The sequence below is a fragment of the Caulobacter sp. CCH9-E1 genome (assembly GCF_001556515.1).
Lineage (GTDB): Bacteria > Pseudomonadota > Alphaproteobacteria > Caulobacterales > Caulobacteraceae > Caulobacter.
This window is the reverse complement of record NZ_LSJA01000095.1, coordinates 22,011-44,310: the sequence shown is the minus strand read 5'-3', so window position 1 is coordinate 44,310 and position 22,300 is coordinate 22,011. Positions and strand designations below refer to the sequence as shown.

Sequence of the window (22,300 nt, the reverse complement as noted above, 5' to 3'; positions counted from 1 at the left end):
TCATCCGCGCCGAGCGCGACGGCGTCGTCAAAGCCGTCAACGCCAAGGGCGGCGATCCCGTCGCCGCCGACGAGGTGCTGGTGGAGTTCGCCTGAAGCTGCGCTTAGATTGCCGGCGAGATCGAACGCCGAGTCGGAGTCGAGCCTAGATGAGCGAACGTAGCGAGTGGGCGGAGCTGTTCCTGTCGTCGAACGGCCGGCTGGCGCGCACGCCGTTCCTGGTCGCGGCGGCCGTCCTGCTGGGCGTGGCGGTGCTGTATGAGGCCATCGCCGGCTACACTCTGCACTGGCTGACCGGCTGGCTCGTCTATCCGGCCCTGCTGTTCTCGGGCGCCTGCGTGCTGTCCAAGCGGCTGCACGATCGCGGCCGGTCGGGCTGGTGGGCGCTCTTGATCCTGGTGGCCTTCATCGCCGTCTGGCCCCAGCCCGAGCACTTTCTCGACTTCATGTTCTGCCTGGTCATCGCCTGGGCGGTGGTCGAGCTGGGCGTGATGGGGGGCGAGCAGGGCGCGAACCGCTACGGCCCCAATCCCTTGAAGACGATTTCGATCTAGGGTTTAGTTCTTCTTGCCTACACGCGAGCAGGAGGGCGACTTGATCCAGCAGTGGTTTAATCCCCGAGGCGCTATCGGGCGTCAGAGCTTTGTCACCCATACGGCGGCGACTTGGCTGATCGGAAATCTCGGTTTCATAGCCATTTTCCTGGTTCGAGCCCCGACCTACAGCTTTGCCCGGCTTGGGGCGCTGCTCGATCATCCCGCCCAGGCGCTGGACATGATCAGCCAAGCTTTCGGGGCGCCTTTTGCTCTTGTGACCCTTGGGTTGTGGCTTGCGCAGGTCTGGGCGCTCGCGGCCCTATCCGCCAAACGGCTCCACGACTTGGGGCAGGGGGGCTGGCTGGCGGGCCTGTCGCTCGTGCCCGGGATTCAGGTCGTGTTCTGGCTTGCGCTGTGCGTGTGGCCTAGCAGGAGCGAGCCCCGGCCGCGGTGGACTTAAACCGGCGCCGTGGCGTCTTCGACCGGCCCGAACACCCTCGTAAAGCTCGCCCTTAGCGCCGCGTCCGCCTCGTCCATGGCGACGGGCAGGCCCAGGTCCACCAAGCTGGTGACGCCGTGCTCGGTCTGGCCGCAGGGGACGATGCCGGAGAAGTGCGACAGGTCCGGTTCCACGTTCAGGCTGATCCCGTGGAAGCTGACCCAGCGGCGCAGTTTCACGCCGATGGCGGCGATCTTGTCCTCGCGGCTCCAGCCCGCGCCCTTGCGCTCGACCCAGACGCCGACCCGGCCGTCGCGCAGCTCCCCAGTGATGTTGAAGGCGGCCAGGGCGTCGATGATCCAGGCCTCCAGCGCCGCGACGAAGGCGCGCACGTCGCGGCCGCGCTTCGTCAGGTCCAGCATCACATAGGCCACGCGCTGGCCGGGGCCGTGATAGGTGAACTGCCCGCCGCGCCCGCTCTCGAACACCGGAAAGCGGTCCGGCGCCAGCAGGTCGGTGGCCTTGGCGGACACGCCGGCGGTGTAAAGGGGAGGGTGCTCCAGCAGCCAGACGAGCTCGCCCGCCGTCCCGTCGGCGATGGCGGCGGCGCGGGCCTCCATGGCGGCAACCGCTGCCGGGTAATCCACGTAGTCGGTCGAAACCGCCCACCCCACGGGGGCCGCGTCATCGCGCCTCATGCTCGGAAGTCCAGTGTTTTCAGCGTTTAACGGGAGCGCAAGCATACGGCCCTAATCTTGCAATCTTGGACGCGGCGACCCGGTCGGTCGCAGTGTCAGTTCAGGGGCCTTACTTCGTGACCCAGGTCAACGCCGTCAATGTCGAGATCTCCGTCTTGCTGGGACGATCGATCCTCCCCATGCAACAATTGTTGCGGATGGGTCGTGGCGCGGTGATTCCGCTGGACGCCAAGACCAATGACGAGGTCTGGATCCTGGCCAACAACCACCCGATCGCCCGCGGCGAAATCCAGATCAGCGACGACCGCATCGCCATCCAGGTGACCCGCGCGGCCGACGTCTACGACTACATGGCGGGCGGGGCGTAATTCGCCGCAGGGGAGAAGTTCGCCATACTCGAACTTCCGACTTCCCAAAGCCGATTCAGTTTGCTACCTGCCGCCCCTCACCACGAGCGGTCGTGGCGGAATTGGTAGACGCGCAGCGTTGAGGTCGCTGTGGGGCAACCCGTGGAAGTTCGAGTCTTCTCGACCGCACCAGGTGAACCTGAATAGAGCGCTCCGGCGGAATCGGTTTCCGACTCGCAAGGGGCGCTCTAATCGTTTCTGGCCCTGATTTCGCCTCAGGGTCGCTTCATCGGACCAACCAGCACGAACCCACGCGCTCTAAGAGCTCAGGAGGCCCCCATGACCCGGGACACCGCCGAACTGACCGACGACGTGCTGGACGACATCCCGCTGGCCAAATCAGAGACTCCCGAGGAGCTGGAAGACCTCGCGCTTGGCGAGGACTACGCCCTCAATCCCGAATACGTCGAGATGGTGGTCGACGCCGCCGACAGCGGCGACGCCAAGCGTTTGCGCGAGCTTGTGGGCGCTTTGGACCCGGCCGACGTCGCCGACCTGATGGGCTTCCTGACGGCCGAGTATCGCGAGCAGATCATCCCGCTCCTCGATCCCGAGGCGCTGGGCGAGATCATCTCCGAGCTCGAGGACAACATCCGCGAGGAGGTGCTGGAAGCCACCCCGTCCGTGACCCTGGCCCGCGCCCTGGAAGAGCTGGACACCGACGACGCCGCCGACGTTATCGACGACCTGGACGACACCAAGCGCTTCCAGGTGCTGGCCGCCATGGGCGAGACCGACCGCGCCGCGATCGAGACGACCCTGTCCTACGAGGACGAGACGGCCGGCCGCCTGATGCAGCGCGAGTTCCTGGCGGCTCCCGAGTTCTGGACCGTCGGCCAGACGATCGACCACGTGCGCGAGGCGGGCGAGACGCTGCCGGAGCTGTTCTTCGACGTCTATGTGGTCGATCCGACCTACAAGCCCGTCGGCGCGATCCCGATCAGCATCCTGCTGCGCAGCCGGCGCGAGACGCCGCTGACCGAGCTGATGGAGGCGGTCACCGAAATTCCGGTCGACATGGACCAGGAAGAAGTCGCCTACATCTTCGACAAGTACCACCTGATCAGCGCCCCGGTCATCGAGCCAGGCGGGCGTCTGGTGGGTCAGATCACCGTCGACGACATCGTCGAGGTCATTCGTGACGAGGCCCAGGAAGACATCCTGGCCCTGGCCGGTGTGTCCGACGCCGGTCGCGACGCATCGGTGGTCGAGATCGTCAAGTCGCGCCTGCCGTGGCTCATGCTGAACCTGGCGACCGCCACCCTGGCGGTCAGTGGCGTCGCCATCTTCCAGGCCGAGATCGCCCAGCTGGTGGCGCTGGCCATCCTGATGCCGATCGTCTCGTCGCTGGGCGGCAACGCCGGCACTCAGACCCTGGCCGTCGCCGTGCGGGCGCTCGCCAGCAAGGAGCTGACCACGGCCAACGCCCGCCGGATCATCCTGCGCGAGCTGCTGGTCGGCCTGGTCAATGGCCTGTGTCTTGCTGTGGTCATGGGCACGGCGACCTATCTGTTCTTCGGTCCGGCGGATCACCACGACAAGCTGGCGATCATCGTCGGAGCGGCGCTGGTGGCCAACATCTTCACCGCGGCCGTCGGCGGCATCCTGATGCCGCTGGCGCTGGAGAAGATGGGGCGCGACCCCGCCGTGTCCTCGTCGATCTTCGTCACCTTCCTGACGGACTTCACGGGGTTCTTCGCGGTATTGTTGATCGCGTCCCTGCTTTTGCACTGAGGAACCCGGCCGAACTGGCGCGGACCTTGCGCCGGGACAGGCGAGCGCACCCGCGTCTGTCTCAATTTGGGTCAAACTAGGCGATGAAACCGCGTCATCAGGTCTCCCGCGCCGCCGTCGATCTCATCAAGAGATTCGAAGGCTACCGTCAGACGTCCGCCCAGCTGCCCGATGGACGCTGGACGATCGGCTATGGCCACACGCTGACCGCGCGTCCGGGCGCGACTGTCTCGGAAAAGGACGCCGAGGCCCTGCTGCTGTACGACCTGATCTCGGTGGCCCACTCGGTCAACGAGCACACCTACACGCCGCTGACCCAGAACCAGTTCGACGCCCTGGTCTGCTTCGCCTTCAACATCGGTATCGAGAACTTCGTGCGCTCGGGCGTGCTGCGCCGGATCAACGAGGGCTCGCTGCTGCAGGCCGCCTGCGCCATGGAGATGTGGCGCAAGGCCGACTTCGAGGGCGAGCGCATCGTCATCGACGCCCTGGTGCGCCGCCGCTCAGCCGAGAAGACGCTGTTCCTGACTCCGGCCAACGGCCAGTGGGTGCCCGCGCCGAGCTCCATCCTGCGTCCGAAGATCGACTACGACGCTAGCAACGCCATTCCTAAGCAGACGCCGGCCACGGTCAGCACCCGCATCGACGGCGACCGGATCGTCGCGCACCGCGAGGGCGACCTGCCGTTCAGCATCGTTGTCCCGGAAGAGGACAGACCCACCGCGACCGAGCAGTCGGCGGCCGCCGTCAGCGCGCGCCTGGAAGCTATCCTCGCCGAGGCGGAAGCGCCGCCCAGCAAGACGCAGCCTGACCTCAGCCTGCCCGAGCCGCCCGCGCCGGAGAAGGCCGCCACCGTCTCTTCTGGGCCTGTCCTGTTCCAGGACGCGCCCGCCGTCGAGCTGACGCCTTTCCGGCCGTCGCCGCAGGCGCCGGAAAAACCTGCGACCGTGGAGGCGTTCGCGCCCGGCCCGGTCGCCAACGAACCGACGCTGTTTGGCGCGCCGAACGACAGCGGCTCGGCGTTCAATCTTGACGGCTTCTCGACCAGCGCCGCCTCTGAGCCTTCCACCGTCGCCGGGATCGCGGGCGGCCCGCGGAAGACGAAGCGTTCGTCCGGCAACGCCAGCTTGCTGATCGTGCTGGGCCTGCTGGGCCTGTCGCTGTTCGGCGGCGGCGTCCTTTGGATCCTGACCGTGGCGGTCGGGGCGGCGGACCAGGTCAAGCTGTTCGGCTACGGCGCCAGCATGATCGGCGCGATATGCTTCGTGGTTTCAGCTTATCTTCTGTTGCGCCGACTGGCTGGGCCGGATAAGGCGGGCGAATAAGAACTTCCCTTACTCTGGGGAAGTCGAGCAAGAACGCCCGCGGGTCTCGTTGATCCGCGGGCGTTCGTGCTATGGGAGGACTATCATGACGAATTTCGCACCCACGATGGACTTCGCGTTGGGCGAGACCGCCGACGCCATCCGCGAGACAACCGCCCGCTTCGCCGCCGATCGCATCGCGCCGCTGGCGGCCGAGATCGACGAGGCCAACACCTTCCCGCGCTCGCTGTGGGTCCCGATGGGCGACCTTGGCCTGCACGGCATCACCGTCGAGGAAGAATTCGGCGGCCTCGGCCTTGGCTATCTCGAGCACGTGGTGGCGATGGAGGAGGTCTCCCGCGCCTCGGCCTCGGTGGGCCTGTCGTACGGCGCGCACTCGAACCTTTGCGTCAACCAGATCCGACGCTGGGGCACGCCCGAGCAGAAGCGGCGCTACCTGCCCAAGCTGATCAGCGGCGAGCATGTCGGCTCTCTAGCGATGAGCGAGGCCGGCGCGGGCTCGGACGTCGTCTCGATGAAGCTGCGCGCCGAGCAGCGCGGCGACCGCTATGTCCTGAACGGCACGAAGTTCTGGATCACCAACGCCCCGCACGCCGACGCCCTGGTCGTCTACGCCAAGACGGGCGAGGGCAGCCGCGGCATCACCGCCTTCCTCGTCGAGAAGGGCATGAAGGGCTTCAGCGTCTCCAAGACGCTGGACAAGATGGGCATGCGCGGCAGCGACACCGCCGAGCTGGTGTTCGAGGACTGCGAGATCCCGGAAGAAAACGTCATGGGGCCGGTCGGCGGCGGCGTTGGCGTCCTGATGAGCGGCCTCGACTACGAGCGCGCCGTGTTGGCGGCGGGGCCGCTGGGCATCATGCAGGCCTGTCTCGACATCGTCCTGCCCTATGTCCGCGACCGCAAGCAGTTCGGCCAGCCGATCGGCGGCTTCCAGCTGATGCAGGGCAAGATCGCCGACATGTACGTGGCCCTGAATTCCGCCCGCGCCTATGTCTACGCGGTGGCGCGGGCCTGCGACGCGGGCAAGACCACGCGCTTCGACGCGGCCGGCGCGATCCTGATGGCCAGCGAGAACGCCGTGAAGGTGGCTCTGGAGGCGATCCAGGCCCTCGGCGGCGCCGGCTACACCAAGGAGTGGCCGGTCGAGCGCCTGCTGCGCGACGCCAAGCTCTACGACATCGGCGCCGGCACCAATGAGATCCGCCGCTTCCTGATCGGCCGCGAGCTGATCGGGGCCTGACATCGATATGAAAAAGGGCCGCCCCGATCGGGACGGCCCTTCCATCGTCGTAGCCGCTTTCGCAGCGTGTGACTTAAACCTGGGTGCTCAACACCCTAGGCGGAGACCTCGTTCTTCAGGCTCCAGGTCACGACTTGCGACCGCGGTTGGAGACAATGAGACACTGGATCACCTCCTTTCAGTGGTTGAACAACACAAGGAGGATATGGGCCTTTCCGCTAAGATGGGAAGAGGCGCCCGACGCGACCCGAAGTCGCGGTTAAAGCGTCAGCAGGCGAAGTCCGATCAGGATCAGAGCCCACATCACCACGGCGGCGCCGACCGCCAGAGGGCGGCTAAGGTTCAGCTTGCGGACGTTTTGGGCTGGGGCGGGCGCGCCGCCGGGAGCCAGATGAATCTGCGTGACCATTCCGCGTGATTTCCTTCCCTGTGGCCCCTCTGTCGGAGGTCTATTTCCGACAGTATGATGAATCTTCTCGCGTGAGAAGAATTCTTCACAGACGGCGAAGTTGCACGACGCCGGATTGTCGCACCGGAGAGGGATAGAATGGCGCGTTGGGATCCGGACATCTACGCCCTCTACCGCCGATACCGCGAACGGCCGGCTCAAGACCTCATGGCGATGCTGCCGGCCGATATGGCGCCGCGCGAAATCTGGGACCTGGGCTGCGGCATGGGCGAGCAAGCCGCCGCACTAGCTGAGCGTTTTCAGCAGGCTAGAGTGCGCGGCCTGGACTCCAGTCCCGAGATGCTGCGGCGAGCCCGGGCGCTTTCAGATCGCGTGGAATGGATCGAGGGCGGCATCGAGGACTTCTCGTCTGACGCGCCAGCGGACCTGATCTTCACCAACGCCGCTCTTCACTGGGTGGGCGATCATAAGATGCTAATTCCCCGGCTCGCGACCGCTCTGGCGCCGTCGGGCGTCCTGGCGATCCAGGTCCCGGTGGTCGACAGCCTGGGCTGGCGCGGCAGCTTGGCCGAGGTCATCCAGGTGGGGACGTGGGCCGCCAAGCTGACGAACATCGCCGGCGCTGGCCCGACAGCGTCGCCCGAAGACTATTACAGCTGGCTGGCGCCCTTGTGCGGCGAGATCGACATCTGGACCACCACCTATCTGCACGCGTTGCGCGGCGAGGACCCGATCGTCGAGTGGACGATGGGCGCGACCCTGCGCCCCTATCTCGACGCGCTGGATAATGGGGAGCGGTCGCTGTTCCTGGACGCCTGGCGCGCTCGGCTGGCGCGCCGGTTCCCGCGCCGGGAGGACGGGGTGACGCTGTTTCCCTTCAAGCGCCTGTTCATCGTGGCCCGACGGTCAGCGGCCAGAGGCGGCTTGGCGTTCGCGCAGACTTAGGCGGCGACGCAGCGTCGTCACGGGCTGGCGCAGCGTGTCCAGTGCGAAGCCGGCGGCGACGCGCCCGGCCTTTACCGAGGGCTCGAAGGCGCGCCAGTCGCGGATGTCGACGCCCTCCAGCTTCGGCGTGATCAGAACATCGGTGGCCTCGCGCGCGGCGGTGATGTCGCGACCGGAGGTGACCGTGGCCGCCCGCATCAACAGGGCCACGATCGGCGGCCCGCGCCGCCACTCGCCTGAGGTGATCCAGTTCCAGAGGGAGGGCGGGGTGACGATGTCGTCCGGCGTGATGCTGCGGCCGCGAGTGACGTCGACGCCGACGATCGGACCAGGCTGGAGCGCGCGCATGACGTCGGCGGGGAAGTTCTTCATCACCGCCCCATCGACCAGCACCGAGCCGTTGAAGGTGGCCGGGGGCATCACGCCGGGCAGAGCGATCGAGGCCCGCAAAGCCGCCTGCAGCTCGCCCGTGCGATGCAGTTGGTAGGCGCCCGAGGTCAGGTTCGACGAGACGCAGAAGAACGGCAGCCAGAGATCGCTGATCTCGACGCCGCTGAAATGCTCTTCCAAGCGCGCCCTGACCTTCTCGCCGCGCGTCATGGCGATCATCGGAAAGGCGATGTCGTCCAAGGGACTGGAATCGACAAAGGCCTTGTGGATACGCGCCTCCATCTCGCCGTCGTCCCAGCCCATGGCTAGGCCCGCGGCGATGATCGCGCCCATCGAGGCGCCGCCGACGAAGTCGATCGGGATCGCCCGCTCGCGCATGGCCTGGATCGCGCCGATATGGGCGTAGGCCCGCGCGCCGCCGCCGGACAAAACCAGCCCCACGGACTGCCCGGTCATCACCCGCGCCAGCCGCTGCAGATCGGCTACGCCGTTTTCGCGCAGATGGAACACGCGCGCGGGCTGGGTCGCGGCGACCCAAGCCTCCGACCCGCTGGGGCGAACAAGGCTGGCCGATTGCAGCAGGATCAGATCGACAAGACGTTGGGCCTGAAGGGGACCCGAAGCGTAGCTGGGAATCACGGTCGGCGGGGGGCGGTCGCCGCGCCCCACGCGGAACAGGCGGTCCACTTGCCGGCCGACCACGTGCTTCCAGGCGGTCTCGTCGGCCTCGGCGACATAGAGGACGAAGTCGTGGGCGTGCTCGACATTGCCGAACCACTCGGTCGGCGCCAGCAGCGCCTCACCGCCCTCGACCGTGACCGTGTAGCCCAGGTTCTCGATGCAACGGCCAAGGCGCTCGACGATCGGCCGGATCGGCGCGCCAGGCTCGACGGCGATGAAGCCGAACACCGATGGATCGCCGACCGCCGGCTGGCTTCGCGCTTGGCGGGCCCGATGGATCATCAGCCGGGACAACTCCAGCAGGACGCTGGGATCTTCCTCGGCCGCCTCGAAGAAGACGTCGCGGGGCACGGCCAGCATCTCGCTGTCGCGCAAGGCCACCATGCTGGCGGAGTGGGCGGTGTCGCCGATCATCGCCATCTCGCCGGCCGGCTCGCCGGGGCGGATCAGCCCCAGGAACTGGGGCTCCTGACCGGGCTCGCGGCGGAAAGCGCCCAGACGGCCCGTCTTCAGGAAATAGAGCTGGTCGGCCGCTTCCCCAGGCTCGAACAGGGTCGCGCCGCCGGGCAGCGAGAACCACGCCGCCGTTCCGTTCCGCCGCTCGCGGGCGAAGAGGCGCGCTAGGGCCGAGTCATCGGGCAGGGGCGTTTCCACGGCGCGGACCGTAGAGCCGGCAGGGCGAAGCTGTAAACGGCCTCGCACGATCGGCAGGCTTGACCCCGAGCACGCGTTCAGGCGCAATCATTGCTCTGGAAGATAAAATGTCTAAGAACGGTTTTGGCTCTGAATCTTCGGCTTCGGGGTCCAAAAAACTCCGACTTCCGGGGGTGGGTGGAAAAGGCTAAGCGTCGGTCATGCCGAAGTTGAACTCCGTTATCGACGCGTCCAGCGACGCCTTCGCCCGCAACGCCGCGCACAATCGCGCGCTGGTCGCCGAACTGCGCGCCAAGGTGGCCGAGGCGGCCCTGGGCGGCCCGGAGAGCGCCCGCGAGCGCCACGCCTCCCGTGGCAAGCTGCTGCCGAGGGAGCGAGTCGAACGCCTGCTGGATGCCGGCTCGCCCTTCCTGGAGATCGGCCAGCTGGCGGCCTGCGACCTCTACGGCGGCGAGGCGCCAGGGGCGGGAATCATCTGCGGCGTCGGCCGGGTGTCCGGCCGCGAGGTGATGATCGTCGCCAACGACGCCACCGTGAAGGGCGGCGCCTACTTCCCGATGACGGTGAAGAAGCACCTGCGCGCCCAGGAGATCGCGGCCCAGAATCGCCTGCCGTGCGTCTATCTGGTCGACAGCGGCGGCGCGAACCTGCCGCACCAGGCCGAGGTCTTCCCCGACCGCGACCACTTCGGCCGCATCTTCTTCAACCAGGCGCGGATGAGCGCCGCGGGCATCCCGCAGATCGCTTGTGTCATGGGCTCGTGCACCGCCGGCGGCGCCTATGTCCCGGCGATGAGCGACGAGACCGTGATCGTCCGCAATCAAGGCACCATCTTCCTGGCCGGCCCGCCGCTGGTGAAGGCCGCAACCGGCGAGGTCATCAGCGCCGAGGAGCTGGGCGGGGCTGAGACGCACGGCCGTCGCTCGGGCGTGGTCGACCACGTCGCCGAGAACGACGAGCACGCGCTGGAGATCGTCCGCTCGATTGTCGCGAACTTGAACACCTCCAAGCCCGACCAGCTGGTCCTGACCGAGGCCGAGCCGCCGCTCTACGACCCCGAGGAACTGTACGGCGTCGTCCCAACGGACGTTCGCGCGCCCTACGACGTGCGCGAGGTCATCGCCCGCATTGTCGACGGCTCCAGGTTCGACGAGTTCAAGGCGCTGTACGGCACGACCCTGGTCTGCGGCTTCGCGCGCATTTGGGGTCAGCCGGTGGCGATCCTGGCCAACAACGGCGTGCTGTTCAGCGAGAGCGCGCTGAAGGGCGCGCACTTCATCGAGCTGGCCTGCAAGCGCAAGATCCCGCTGGTCTTCCTGCAGAACATCTCGGGCTTCATGGTGGGCGGCAAGTACGAGGCTGGCGGCATCGCCAAGGATGGGGCCAAGCTGGTCACCGCCGTCGCCTCGGCCGAGGTTCCCAAGTTCACCGTGTTGATCGGGGGCAGCTTCGGGGCCGGCAACTACGGCATGTGCGGCCGCGCCTACAGCCCGCGCTTCCTGTTCACCTGGCCCAACAGCCGCATCTCGGTGATGGGCGGCGAGCAGGCCGCCAGCGTGCTGGCCACGGTCCACCGCGACGCGGCCAAGTGGACGCCGGAGGAGGCCGAGGCCTTCAAGGCGCCGATCCGCCAGCGCTACGAGGACGAGGGCAATCCGTACCACGCCACCGCGCGGCTCTGGGACGATGGCATCATTGACCCGGCTCAAACGCGGGACGTTCTGGGGCTTGCAATCTCGGCCAGTCTCAACGCCCCTATCCCGGAGACGACCTTCGGCGTCTTCCGGATGTAGCGTCCCAAAGGAGTAGCCCCATGACCAACCCCATCGCCGATCCCATCGTCGAGGTCCCCGACACCGACGCGATGAGCCCGCTGGTCCACATGGAGAGCACGCCCGAGGGCGCGGTCACCGTCTGGATCAATCGTCCCGAGAAGAAGAACGCCTTCGACGCGGCGACCATCTCGGCCCTGCGCCAGACCTTCGAGACCCTGCACGGGGCCGAGGGCGTGCGCGTGGTGTTCCTGCGCGGGGTCGGTGGGACGTTCAGCGCCGGCGCGGACCTCTCCTGGATGGCCGACGCCGTCGAGTGGGACGAGGACGACAATCGCGAGGACGCGCTCGAGCTGGCCCATATGCTCAAGGCCTTGCACGACATCCCGGCCCTGACCGTGGCCCTGGTGGAGGGCTCGGCCTACGGCGGCGGAGCCGGTCTCGTGGCGGCTTGCGACCACGCCTTGGCCACGGCGGACGCCAAGTTCTCGTTCTCGGAAGTGAAGCTCGGCCTGACCCCGGCGACGATCAGCCCCTATGTCATCGCCGCGCTTGGGCCCCGCACCGCCAAACTGCTGTTCGCCACCGCTCGCGTGTTCGACGCCGACGCCGCCTGGAGCTACGGCCTGGTCGACGAGGTGTTCGACGATGTGGCGGGGCTGGAAGCGGCGCGCGACGCCCTGATCGAGGAGATGGTCCCTTGCGCGCCCGGCGCGATCGGCGACGCCAAGGCGCTGGTCAACGACTTCGCTGGTCAGAAACTCGACAAAGGCCTGGTGGAAGAGACCGCGCGCCGCATCGCGCGCCGCCGCGTGTCCGAGGAAGGACAAGAAGGCGTGCGCGCCTTCCTCGCGCGTCGTAAACCGTCCTGGGTTGAATAGAGTCAACTTCAGGGGGAGCGTGGGCGTGGTGACAGGGGCGGAGATGGAAGCGGCGGCGGCGGACTCGGCGGGCGGGTTGGTCGGCGCGAGGAAGAAGCCGTTTCCCCACAAGGGCGAGCCCTGCAAGAACTGCGGCACGCCCCTGGAGGGCTGGTACTGCTATAGCTGCGGCCAGAACGCCGACACGCACCACCGATCCATCCTGCACCTGATCTGGGAGACCATCGAGGGGATGTTCCACCTTGATGGTCGCCTGGCGAACACTTTGCCGCTGCTGTTCTTCAAGCCGGGCAAGCTGGCCAAGGACCTGATGGAGGGGCGTATCGCGCGGCACGCGCCGCCGTTCCGCACCTTCCTCGTTGCTCTGCTGCTGTTCATCTTCGCGGCCGAACACGCCATCCATAACATCCGCCACGAGATCGAGCTCAAGGAAGAGAAAGAGATCGCGGCGCTCGCCACGCCCGCCGGCCGCAAGGCCAAGGCCGACGAGATGCGCAAGGACGCCGTGGAGACCCGCGATAGCCGCCTCGGCGCCGCCGCCGAAGCGCGTGACGAGGCGCTCAAGGAGGCGGGCGCGGATAAGGCCGAGATCGCCGCCGACTATGACGAGAGGGTCAAGAAGGCCCAGGATCGCTACGCCGCCAAGATCGCCGAGGCCGACGCGCTGGAGAAGAACCCCAACGCCGCCGCCGAGGCCAAGGCCAAGATCGAGAAGCGCGGCCAGGACGCCGCCGAACAGATCCGCGGGTTGGACCTGCAGGATGTGGGCGCCATCGACGAAAGCACCCGGAAAATTGGCGAGGCCAATATCGGCGGCCAGCACTTCAACGTGGTCACGCCCGACGGCGCGGCCCACAAGGAGGTCAAGGCCGATATCGATCTGGGCGGCCATGGGGGCAAGGACGGCGTCAAGAACTGGCTAAAGGATGGCCTGGCCAAGGCCGTGGCCAATCCCGACTACTATATCCTGGTGATGTTCGGCTGGGCGCACCGCCTGGCGGTGCTGCTGCTGCCGATTGTCGGCCTCAGCCTGGCGCTGGTCTATGTCAACCGTCGGCAGTTCTATATCTACGACCACCTGCTGGTGGCGACGAACCTGCTGTCGTTCGCGTTCCTGACCAACGCCATCGGCATGGTGCTGCCCGCCGCGCTCATAGGCCCGTGGTTCGCCATTCTGACCTTCTGGACGCCGATCAACCTCTTCCAGACCCTGCGCGGCGGCTATGGCTCGACCGTCGTGGGGGCCATCTTCAAGACGCTGATCGTCTGGTTCATGAGCGTCTTCGCCTTCGCGACCCTGGTCACGGGTCTGATGGTGTTCACCCTTTCTCAGATGTAGGTCCCGCTTGATCGCTTCCGTCCTGATCGCCAATCGTGGCGAGATCGCCCGCCGCATCATCCGCACCGCCCGGGAACTGGGCGTGCGGACGATCGCCGTCTATTCGGAAGCCGACGCGGACGCGCCGTTCGTGATGGAGGCGGACGCGGCGATCCTGATCGGGCCCGCGCCGGCCAAGGACAGCTATCTCGACCCGCGCAAGATCCTGGCGGCGGCCAAGCAGATGGGGGCGGACGCGATCCATCCCGGCTACGGCTTCCTGTCCGAGAACGCCGACTTCGCCCAGAGCGTGATCGACGCCGGCCTGACCTGGATCGGTCCGCCGCCCTCGGCGATCCGCGCCATGGGGCTGAAAGACGCCGCCAAGGCGGTGATGATCGAGGCCGGCGTGCCCACCACGCCCGGCTATCTGGGCGAGGACCAGTCGGTCGAGCGCCTGGCGGTCGAGGCCGGGAAGATCGGCTATCCGGTGCTGATCAAGGCCGTGGCCGGCGGCGGCGGCAAGGGCATGCGCAAGGTCGAGCGGCCGCAGGACTTCGAGGCCGCCCTCGGCTCGTGCCGGCGCGAGGCCGCCGCCGCGTTCGGTGACGATCGGGTGCTGCTGGAGAAGTACGTCACCCGTCCGCGCCATATCGAGGTGCAGGTGTTCGGCGACAGCCACGGCAATGTCGTCCACCTGTTCGAGCGCGACTGCTCGCTGCAGCGCCGCCACCAGAAGGTTATCGAGGAGGCGCCGGCCCCCGGCATGGACGAGAAGACCCGGGAAGCCGTCTGCGCCGCTGCGGTCAAGGCCGCCAAGGCCGTCGGCTATGTCGGCGCGGGCACGGTCGAGTTCATCGCCGACGCCAGCGAAGGCCTGCGCGCCGATCGCATCTGGTTCATGGAGATGAACACCCGTCTGCAGGTCGAGCATCCGGTCACCGAGATGGTCACCGGCCAGGACCTCGTCGAGTGGCAACTGCGCGTGGCCGCCGGCGAGCGCCTGCCGCTGGAGCAGGACGAGATCACCCTGGACGGCTGGGCCATGGAAGCGCGCCTCTACGCCGAAAACCCGGCTACGGGTTTCCTGCCTTCGACCGGCAAGCTGAAGCACTTCCGCCTGCCCGAGGGCGACGTGCGCGTCGACAGCGCGGTGGAGGAGGGCGGCGAGGTCACCGCCTTCTACGACCCCATGATCGCCAAGCTGATCGCGCACGGCGTCGATCGCGAGGACGCCGCCCAGCGCCTGGCCGAGGCCTGCGCCCTGGTTGAGGTGTGGCCGGTCAAGACCAACGCCGCCTTCCTGGCGAAGTGCGCCAGCCATCCCGACTTCGTCGACGGCGCGGTCGACACCGGCTTCATCGAGGCGCGGCTAGAGGAACTGACCGAGCGGACCTTCAGCGACGAGCCGGCGATGGCCGCGATCGGCTGGCGGCTGGACAGTTTCCTGGAGGCCGAGGCGCGGCCCGACCCGTGGGAGAGCGCGCCATCCAAGCTGCTGGGCTTCCGGATGAACGCCGACCGCGCGGCCATGACCCTGCCGATGGCGGTGGACGGCAAGCCGACGCCGTTGCGGGTGGCCTTGCTGGGCGGCGGGACCGAGGACTGGTCCTGGGACATCCGCCACGCCGATGGCCGGACCTTCGACGAGGTCGCGCGGCTGCCCACGACCTATGGCAAGGGACCGATCCACGTGTTCGAGGGCGGCGACGTCCAGGCCTTCGACTTCGAGGCGCACGTCGGCGGGCCTGGCGAGGGCGCGTCCTCGGACGGCGCGATCCTGTCGCCGATGCCGGGCAAGATCGTCTCGGTCGCGGTCTCGGCCGGCCAGACGGTCAGCAAGGGCCAGACCCTGCTGACCTTGGAGGCCATGAAGATGGAGCACGCCTTGGTCGCGCCGTTCGACGGCGTCGTCGCCGAACTCTCGGCCTCGGCGGGCGGTCAGGTCAGCGAGGGCGTGGTGCTGGTGAAGCTGGAGGGCGCCGCCTAGCGTGGGCCCAAAAGAAAACCGCCGCTCGGACGCATGCGACAACGTCCACAGCGGCGGCGCTTGGCGGACGAATCCGCCGAGTCATCGCGCTCTGGTGTGACGCGATGACTTCAGCATAACGGCGTGCGGCGAAGAGGCGACGGCTTTCGCCCTGGGGGCGAACGCCAGACGCGGCTTAGGCGATTGCCATGCGGCCCTGGCGCGCTATCTAGCCAACATGGCGCTGCACATCATCAAGCTGGTCGTCGGCTGTGACTCGATCGACGACCTTGTGGCCTGGCACAAGGAGAGCGATCGACCCTGGGTCATGCACACGCGCATGACGCCCAAGCGGATCGACGAGGTGCTGGATGGCGGCTCGCTGTACCGCGTGTTCAAGGGCCAGATCCTGTGCCGCCAGAAGATCCTGGCCATCGACACGGTCGGTTCGGGACCGGCGTCGCGTTGCGAGGTCACGGTCGATCCGACGATCGTCCGTGTCGCGCCGCAGCCGCGTCGAGCGTTCCAGGGCTGGCGCTATCTGACGGCCGAAGACGCGCCGCCAGATCTTAGCGAAGGCGAGGCGGCCGACCTGCCGCCGGAGCTGGCCCGGCAGCTGCGCGAACTCGGCGCCTGGTAACTTCGACGATCGTTATTAGCTTAATAGCAACCGGGGCGGGTGTTTCCTCTGCGCAGGGAAGCGGAGGAATGACGATGAAGGCCGGTTACGCCGTCTTGGGGGCGGGCATGTTGTTCGTGGGCTTTGCCGTCGGCGTGTTCATCGCGCTGCAACCCCCGATCTGATCTTCCGGCGTCAGACCCGTTCCACGGCCATGTTGTCGATCAGGCGCGTACCGCCCAGCCAGGCCGCTACCAGGATGCGGCCCTCGGCGTCGCCGATCGGGCCAGGCCCCAATCTCGACAGATCGCTGGCCTCGCGCACTTCCACATAATCGACCTGGCGGAATCCCGCCGCCTTCAGCGCCTGGACGGCGACGGCCTCGGCATCGTCGATCCGGCCGCCTGACGCCACGGCTTGGGCGACCGCCTTCATGGCGTTCGGCAGGGCCACGGCGGCGGCGCGTTCGTCCGGGGAGAGGTAGGCGTTGCGCGAGGAGAGGGCCAAGCCATCCTCGGCCCGAGCGGTGGGCGCGCCGATGATCTCGATGGGAATGTCGAGGTCTCGCGCCATGCGCTTGACCACCTGCAGCTGCTGATAGTCCTTCTCGCCGAACACGGCGGTGTCCGCTTGCGACTGGATGAACAGCTTGGCCACGACCGTCGCCACGCCGCCGAAGAACTGCGGCCGGGCCGCGCCTTCCAAAGGCTCGGACACCCCCGACACGGTGACCAGCGTCGAGAAGCCCGGCGCGTACATTTCCGCGGCGTTCGGGGCGAACAGCAGGTCACAGCCGACCGAGGCCAGCCTCTCGGCGTCGGCGGCCTCGCCGCGCGGATAGGCGTCGAAGTCCTCGTGCGGGGCGAACTGCTTGGGATTGACGAAGACGCTGGCGATCACGCGATCGGCGTGCTGCTGCGCCAGACGGATCAGCGACAGGTGGCCCTCATGCAGGGCGCCCATGGTCGGCACCAGGGCCACGCGCTGGCCGGCCGCCTTCCAGGCGCGGACGTGCTCGCGCATTTCGGCGACGGTGCGTACGATGATCGGTTGGGTCATGGGAGCCTCCACGCGAACAGGCGAGGGCTTATGGCCTCCGCGCGACCGAAGGTCCACTGCGACGCGTGGGAAACCGCCTTCCACGAGCGCTGCGACAATTAGGTCTGTGGATGGAGGCCGTTGACCCCATGGGGCTGCGGTAACATCGTGTTAACCTTCAGTCCAAGGTCGCGCGAGTCGCGACGCATCAAGGATCGAACTCATGGCCGAAACGCGGGTCATCGTCGTCGGCAACGAGAAGGGCGGGGCGGGCAAGTCGACCATCGCCGTCCATCTCGTCACCGCGCTGCTGTACGGCGGCGCCAAGGTCGCGGTCATCGACCTGGACCTGCGCCAGAGCACCTCGGCGCGGTTCTTCGAGAACCGCCGCACCTGGCTGGAAAGCAAGAAGCTGGAGCTGCCCGAGCCGCTGTCTCTGCGCCTGTCGGACAACGACATCGCCCTGGCCGAGAAACCGGAAGAAGAGCAGATCGCCGGCTTCGAGGCCGCCTTCGCCAGGGGGCTGGCCGAGTGCGACTTCGTGCTGATCGACACCCCCGGCGGCGACACCGCCGTCTCGCGCCTGGCCCACGGCCGCGCCGACCTGATCGTCACGCCCATGAACGACAGCTTCGTCGACTTCGACATGCTGGGCCACGTCGATCCGGTCAGCATGGACCTGACCAAGCCCAGCCTTTACTCGTTGACCGTCTGGGAAGCCCGTAAGCAGAGAGCTCTTTCCGGCCAACGCCAGGCGCTTGATTGGGTCGTGCTGCGCAATCGTTTGGCGACGACGGAAGCCCGGAACCGCAAGCGTCTCGAGGACCGTCTGACGGCCCTGGCCAAGCGGGTCGGCTTCCGCATCGGCCCCGGCCTGCGCGACCGCGTCATCTATCGCGAGCTGTTCCCGTTCGGCCTGACCATCGCCGACCTGTCGCCGCAGGTGCGTCCGGTGCCGGTGTCGCTGCAGCATCTGGCCGCGCGCCAGGAGCTTCGCGCCCTGATGCACAGCCTGGGCCTGTCGGCCTATTCCGGCGAGACGCTGCTGGCGGCGCAGTAGTCCAAGAGCTACATGTTTCCACGGGCGGGCGGCCGGGGAGACCTCGCCGCCCGTTTTCGTGTCTGGAGTCATGATGATCTATCTGCTGCTGGGCGTGGCTATCCTGGCCTTCCTGCTCTGGCCGCGCCGACGCAACCTGCTCAAGGGCGATGGTTGGCGGGTCGGGGCGGGCGTGGCGGCGATCGTCGCCTTCGCCTTCGCCGGCTATGCCGCCATCCGCGGGTCGTGGGGCGCGGGGATCGTGCTGGGCGTCCTCGGCCTCTGGACCGTCACCGAGGCGCGGCGGCGTCCGGTCATTCGCCACAAGGTCGTCCACCCGCCGCGTGAAGAGCTCAGCCTGTCCGAGGCCCGCGCGATCCTGGGCGTGGCGCCTGAGGCGACGCTGGAGGAGGTCAAGGCCGCCTATGCCCGCCTGATCCGCATGGCCCATCCCGACGCCGGCGGCACCGAAGGCCTCGCCGCCCAGCTGAACGCCGCGCGGGATCGTTTGATCAAGCGGCGCGGCTGAGCTAGGACAAGGGCATGATCAACCGCGAACGCTTTTGGCGACGCCGTTCCTCGGGTCCGACCTGCTCGGTATGACGCCCTGAACCCTCCGTTCAGGCGAGCCGCCGTCGCGCGTCTCTTGAAAGTGTCTTCCAGTCCGGACTTCTGATCACCATGACCATCCAAACCCAAGATTGGGCCTCGCGCTTCAGCGAGCGCATGTCCCGCGTCCGCGCCAGCGAGATTCGTGAACTTCTCAAGCTGCTGGACCAGCCCGACATCCTGTCCTTCGCTGGCGGCATTCCCGACCCGGGCCTGTTCCCGGCCGAGGAGATTCAGAAGGCTTATCGCGCGGTTCTGAGCGATCCGGCCCAGGCCGCCCAGGCGCTGCAATATTCGGTCAGCGAAGGCTATCTGCCGCTGCGCCAGTGGATCGCCGAGCGGATGACGCGCGACGGCATGCCCTGCGAGCCGCATAACATCATGCTGACTGCCGGCTCGCAGCAGGCGCTGGACCTGATCGGCAAGCTGTTCGTCAGCCCCGGCGACCCCGTGGTCGTGGCCCGCCCCACCTATCTGGGCGCCTTGCAGGCCTTCAACGGCTACGAGCCGGCCTATCGCGACCTTCCGGAGGGCGCCCTGGCCGCGCCGGCGGACGTCGATCTGCCCAAGGGCGCGCTGGGCTATTTCGTCCCCGACTTCGCCAATCCGACGGGCGTCAGCCTGACCCTGGCCGAGCGCGAGGCGCTGCTGGCGCTCGCTGACCGCCTGGACTGGAGCCTGGTCGAGGACGCGGCCTATCGCGAGCTGCGCTTCGTCGGCGAGTCCACGCCCACGCTGCTGTCGCTGGACATCGCCCGCTCGGGCGGTATCGACAACGCGCGGACGATGTTCCTCGGCACTCTGTCCAAGACCTTGTCGCCGGCGCTGCGCATCGGCTGGGTCTGCGGACCGAAGGCGGTGATCGAAAAGCTTGTTCTGCTCAAGCAGGGCGCCGACCTGCACGTCTCGACGATCAACCAGATGGTCGCCCATCGCGCCGTGTCGGAAGGCTACGACCAGCACCTGCACCGCCTGCGCGGCGCTTACGGCCACAAGGCGCGGGTCATGCTGGCGGCCCTCGACAAGACCATGCCCCAGGGCGTGACCTGGTCGCATCCGGAGGGCGGCATGTTCGTGTGGATCGACCTGCCGGAGGGGATCGACGGGGCCGAACTGCTGGCGCGGGCGATCAAGGAGGAGCGGGTGGCGTTCGTGCCGGGCGCGCCGTTCTTCGCCGAGGTCCAGCGCGCGAACGCGATCCGCCTCAGCTATTCGCTGCCGACCGACGCGCAGATCGAGGAGGGCGTCCAGCGCCTGGCCCGGCTGATCGGGCGGGTGATGGCCGAGGCCTAACTCCGACCTGCCCGGCGCCACGGGTCGCGCTTAGCGCGCCCGAGCGTAAACTCCTGCCGGGGCCCAGATTCATCCTGGGCGTCAGCCGTAAATGCGAAGAGCGCCGCGCGAAGCCGCGCGGCGCTCTTTTGTTCGATCTGGGCCCCGGCATTCGCCGGGGAGGTCGGTGTAAATCAGCGCGGCGACAGCACCATGCAGGGCACGCGCTTGGCCTTCAGAGCCGAGCAGGCGTTGCGGGCGGCGTCGGCGGTCAGGCCTTGGAACTGGGCGCGGAAGGTGCCGCCAGCGCCTTCGACGGCCGCCTCGGCGTCGGCGACGACCTTGGCGAAGCGGCCACGCACCAGCTTCAGCTGTTCGTTGGCCAGCGACTTGGACTTGAAGGCGCCGACCTGGACGCTCCATTCGCCCTGAGCCTTCTTGGCCGGCTTGGCCGTAGCTTGCGCGGCGCGCAGGGTGGGGGAGACCTTCATCGGGCCGGGGTTGTGCGGGTTCTCGGTCAGCACGATCTTCAGGCCGGCCTGATCGCCGTCGCCCTGTTCGACCGAAGGACGCTGGATCGGGCCCGAGGGATCGTCCTCATAGATGTTGGCGGCGATCGTGGTCCGCTCGCCCTTGGCGCGGCGCTTCATCACGTCGAAGCCCGTCAGCAGCAAATCTTCCATGTTGTTGTCGCGCCAGGCGGTCGAGGGGCCGCCCAGGACCACGCCGATCAGGCGGCGGCCGTCGCGCACGGCCGAGCCGGCCAGGTTGAAGCCCGACGCGTTGGTGTAGCCCGTCTTCAGGCCGTCGAACCCTTCCATGCTGTCCAGCAGGCGGTTGTGGCCCTTGATGTAGTTGCCGCGGAACGTGAAGCCGCGCACCGAGAAGTAGCTGTAGTACTGCGGGAAGTCCCGCATGATGGCGCGCGACAGGATGGCCAGGTCGCGAGCCGTGGAAATCTGGCGGCTGTCGGGCAGGCCCGAGGCGTTCACGAAGCGGCTGTTGCGCATGCCAAGCTCCTGGCCGCGCAGGGTCATCAGGGCGGCGAATCGCGACTCGCTGCCGGCTAGGCGCTCGGCCATGGCCACGGCGACGTCGTTGGCCGACTTCACGGTCATGGCCTTGATGGCCTCGTCGACGCTCATGCTTTCGCCAGGGCGCAGGCCGATCTTGGTCGGGGCCTGGGCGGCGGCGCGGGGGGACATCACGACCCGGTCGGTCAGCTTAAGCCGGCCTTCGCTGAGCGCCTCAAAGGTAAGGTACAGCGTCATGACCTTGGTCACGGAAGCCGGGTAGCGAGGGCTGTCAGCCCTTTTATCGTAAAGGACTTCGCCCGAATTGGCGTCGATCACGATCGCCGCGTACTTCGGCTCGGAAGCGTTCAGTTGGAGATAGGGTATGGCGGCCGACGCTGTCGTCGGCGCGACGGCGCTAAACAGCGTCGCCAGCGCCAGGCCGGCGGCGGCCAGAACGGAACGAGCGGAGGTAAGCTTGGCGAACATGATGGACGTCCGTCATCTGAACTGAGCGGTTCCGCACCGCCACACGCGTGTCCTTAGCATGATGGCTGGCCCCTTTCGCTAAAGTAAACAAGTGGTGAGCGAACATGCCGCAGGGGCGAAAAAAATGGGCGCGTGGTTCCAATGCTGCAGCTTGGATGGGCGGTCCGGCGCGTAACCCTAGGTTATGGTGCGCTGCACAAAATACTTGACTGCTGCACTGCAACATGGCAAACCGCCGTTGTCCCAAGCGCTGATGGGCGAGTTGCAGCTCGCCCCTTCCGCCCCGCCGCCTTCCTCCCCAGGAGAGACCCCATGGCCGCCGCCGAAACCGTCAAGAACACCGTCGAACAGTTCACCACCGCCTCGAACCAAGCGTTCAAGGACGGCGTCGAGAAGTCGCTGGCCGCCCTGGCCGAAGCCAACACCCATTCGAAGAAGAACCTCGAAGCCGTCGTCGCCTCGGTGACGGCCGCCACCAAGGGCGCCGAAGCCCTGGGCGCCGAGACCTTCGCCTACGGCAAGAAGCTGGCCGAAGACCAAGTCGCCGCCGCCAAGTCGCTGGCCGCCGCCAAGAGCGTGCAGGAAGCCGTCGAGCTGCAGACCGCCTGGGCCAAGTCGGCCCTCGAAGCCTACATCGCCCAGGTCAGCAAGGCCTCGGAGATCGTCTCGGCCTCGATCAAGGACTCGGTCAAGCCGCTGAACGAGCGCATGAGCGCCGCGGTCGAGAAGTTCCAAGCCGCTCGCTAAGAGCCGCTCGCGCGTCTGCGGACGCGATCCAAACGATAGAAGCCCGGGCCGGAAGGTCCGGGCTTTTTTCTTTT

The 22,300-nt window shown here is 67.5% G+C and carries 23 protein-coding genes, 1 tRNA gene and 1 pseudogene; 19 read left to right on the top strand and 6 right to left on the bottom strand.

The features are described 5' to 3' along the window. The 3 genes from AX690_RS24205 to AX690_RS05800 form a co-directional block, all read left to right on the top strand. The coding region (locus tag AX690_RS24205) for a hypothetical protein (RefSeq protein ID WP_369798175.1) at positions 1–95 on the top strand (95 nt) is incomplete at its 5' end. 53 nt (positions 96–148) lie between these two features. After that, positions 149–553, top strand: coding sequence for a DUF805 domain-containing protein (locus tag AX690_RS05805; protein ID WP_066682025.1), 405 nt, complete (start codon positions 149–151; stop codon positions 551–553). Positions 554–593: 40 nt separating this feature from the next. Continuing rightward, complete coding sequence (locus tag AX690_RS05800) at positions 594–995, top strand: DUF805 domain-containing protein (RefSeq protein ID WP_197426791.1); 402 nt, start codon at positions 594–596, stop codon at positions 993–995. Here the strand turns inward: AX690_RS05800 and lipB are convergent. Then, positions 992–1,717 (bottom strand): lipoyl(octanoyl) transferase LipB, encoded by a 726-nt coding sequence (gene lipB, locus AX690_RS05795; RefSeq protein WP_066682020.1) that lies wholly within the window; start codon positions 1,715–1,717, stop codon positions 992–994. The genes AX690_RS05800 and lipB overlap by 4 nt on opposite strands. 12 nt (positions 1,718–1,729) lie before the next feature. On the opposite strand from lipB, the pseudogene AX690_RS05790 reads away from it, so the two are divergent. The 5 genes and pseudogenes from AX690_RS05790 to AX690_RS05770 all read left to right on the top strand — a co-directional run bounded on the left by AX690_RS05790 (position 1,730) and on the right by AX690_RS05770 (position 6,381). After that, positions 1,730–2,040 (top strand): annotated as a pseudogene (locus AX690_RS05790) (FliM/FliN family flagellar motor switch protein). Between the two features lie 86 nt (positions 2,041–2,126). Continuing rightward, positions 2,127–2,211 (top strand) — tRNA-Leu (locus AX690_RS05785). 147 nt (positions 2,212–2,358) lie between these two features. Beyond that, entirely contained in the window at positions 2,359–3,813 is a 1,455-nt protein-coding gene (gene mgtE / locus AX690_RS05780; RefSeq protein WP_066682018.1) for a magnesium transporter, read from the top strand. An 83-nt stretch (positions 3,814–3,896) separates the two neighbouring features. Next, complete coding sequence (gene spmX / locus AX690_RS05775; protein ID WP_066682016.1) at positions 3,897–5,138, top strand: lysozyme-family localization factor SpmX; 1,242 nt, start codon at positions 3,897–3,899, stop codon at positions 5,136–5,138. A gap of 82 nt (positions 5,139–5,220) precedes the next feature. Then, entirely contained in the window at positions 5,221–6,381 is a 1,161-nt protein-coding gene (locus tag AX690_RS05770; protein ID WP_197426794.1) for an isovaleryl-CoA dehydrogenase, read from the top strand. 95 nt (positions 6,382–6,476) lie between these two features. On the opposite strand, the gene AX690_RS22740 is transcribed toward AX690_RS05770, so the two are convergent. Further along, positions 6,477–6,563: a hypothetical protein gene (locus AX690_RS22740; protein WP_143324168.1), complete on the bottom strand. Its 87-nt coding sequence runs from the start codon at positions 6,561–6,563 to the stop codon at positions 6,477–6,479. Positions 6,564–6,640: 77 nt separating this feature from the next. Next, positions 6,641–6,790, bottom strand: a complete 150-nt coding sequence (locus tag AX690_RS22735) for a hypothetical protein (RefSeq protein ID WP_156449579.1) — start codon at positions 6,788–6,790, stop codon at positions 6,641–6,643. A gap of 138 nt (positions 6,791–6,928) precedes the next feature. On the opposite strand from AX690_RS22735, the gene AX690_RS05765 reads away from it, so the two are divergent. Continuing rightward, on the top strand, positions 6,929–7,735 hold the full coding sequence (locus AX690_RS05765) for a methyltransferase domain-containing protein (protein ID WP_066682013.1): 807 nt from the start codon (positions 6,929–6,931) through the stop codon (positions 7,733–7,735). On the opposite strand, the gene AX690_RS05760 is transcribed toward AX690_RS05765, so the two are convergent. Next, positions 7,697–9,460 (bottom strand): patatin-like phospholipase family protein, encoded by a 1,764-nt coding sequence (locus tag AX690_RS05760; RefSeq protein WP_082769525.1) that lies wholly within the window; start codon positions 9,458–9,460, stop codon positions 7,697–7,699. The genes AX690_RS05765 and AX690_RS05760 overlap by 39 nt on opposite strands. Before the next feature lie 200 nt (positions 9,461–9,660). Here AX690_RS05760 and AX690_RS05755 point away from each other — a divergent pair, with 200 nt between their 5' ends. The 5 genes from AX690_RS05755 to AX690_RS05735 all read left to right on the top strand — a co-directional run bounded on the left by AX690_RS05755 (position 9,661) and on the right by AX690_RS05735 (position 16,040). Continuing rightward, the gene (locus AX690_RS05755; protein ID WP_066682005.1) at positions 9,661–11,253 is read left to right on the top strand and encodes a carboxyl transferase domain-containing protein; all 1,593 of its coding nucleotides are present in this window, start codon (positions 9,661–9,663) and stop codon (positions 11,251–11,253) included. Between the two features lie 20 nt (positions 11,254–11,273). Then, positions 11,274–12,113: an enoyl-CoA hydratase-related protein gene (locus AX690_RS05750; protein ID WP_066682003.1), complete on the top strand. Its 840-nt coding sequence runs from the start codon at positions 11,274–11,276 to the stop codon at positions 12,111–12,113. A 25-nt stretch (positions 12,114–12,138) separates the two neighbouring features. Next, a complete protein-coding gene (locus AX690_RS05745) occupies positions 12,139–13,452 on the top strand; it encodes a DUF3667 domain-containing protein (protein ID WP_082769524.1) in 1,314 nt (437 codons plus the stop codon). A gap of 7 nt (positions 13,453–13,459) precedes the next feature. Next, complete coding sequence (locus AX690_RS05740; RefSeq protein WP_066681999.1) at positions 13,460–15,421, top strand: acetyl/propionyl/methylcrotonyl-CoA carboxylase subunit alpha; 1,962 nt, start codon at positions 13,460–13,462, stop codon at positions 15,419–15,421. A gap of 217 nt (positions 15,422–15,638) precedes the next feature. Further along, entirely contained in the window at positions 15,639–16,040 is a 402-nt protein-coding gene (locus tag AX690_RS05735) for a DUF1489 family protein (protein ID WP_066681997.1), read from the top strand. 174 nt (positions 16,041–16,214) lie between these two features. Here the strand turns inward: AX690_RS05735 and panC are convergent, their stop codons facing one another. After that, a complete protein-coding gene (panC, locus tag AX690_RS05730) occupies positions 16,215–17,078 on the bottom strand; it encodes a pantoate--beta-alanine ligase (protein ID WP_066681987.1) in 864 nt (287 codons plus the stop codon). Positions 17,079–17,280: 202 nt separating this feature from the next. Between panC and AX690_RS05725 the strand changes: the two genes are divergently transcribed. The 4 genes from AX690_RS05725 to AX690_RS05715 all read left to right on the top strand — a co-directional run bounded on the left by AX690_RS05725 (position 17,281) and on the right by AX690_RS05715 (position 19,998). Beyond that, positions 17,281–18,117: a division plane positioning ATPase MipZ gene (locus AX690_RS05725; RefSeq protein ID WP_066681978.1), complete on the top strand. Its 837-nt coding sequence runs from the start codon at positions 17,281–17,283 to the stop codon at positions 18,115–18,117. A 73-nt stretch (positions 18,118–18,190) separates the two neighbouring features. Then, complete coding sequence (locus tag AX690_RS05720) at positions 18,191–18,625, top strand: DnaJ domain-containing protein (protein ID WP_066682032.1); 435 nt, start codon at positions 18,191–18,193, stop codon at positions 18,623–18,625. Between the two features lie 14 nt (positions 18,626–18,639). Then, positions 18,640–18,699 (top strand): hypothetical protein, encoded by a 60-nt coding sequence (locus AX690_RS22730; protein WP_106907314.1) that lies wholly within the window; start codon positions 18,640–18,642, stop codon positions 18,697–18,699. Positions 18,700–18,777: 78 nt separating this feature from the next. After that, entirely contained in the window at positions 18,778–19,998 is a 1,221-nt protein-coding gene (locus tag AX690_RS05715) for a PLP-dependent aminotransferase family protein (RefSeq protein ID WP_066681976.1), read from the top strand. 173 nt (positions 19,999–20,171) lie between these two features. Here the strand turns inward: AX690_RS05715 and AX690_RS05710 are convergent, their stop codons facing one another. Next, positions 20,172–21,479, bottom strand: coding sequence for a D-alanyl-D-alanine carboxypeptidase (locus AX690_RS05710; RefSeq protein ID WP_066681973.1), 1,308 nt, complete (start codon positions 21,477–21,479; stop codon positions 20,172–20,174). A gap of 312 nt (positions 21,480–21,791) precedes the next feature. On the opposite strand from AX690_RS05710, the gene AX690_RS05705 reads away from it, so the two are divergent. Further along, positions 21,792–22,226: a phasin family protein gene (locus AX690_RS05705; RefSeq protein WP_066681968.1), complete on the top strand. Its 435-nt coding sequence runs from the start codon at positions 21,792–21,794 to the stop codon at positions 22,224–22,226. The last annotated feature ends 74 nt before the right edge of the window (positions 22,227–22,300 follow it).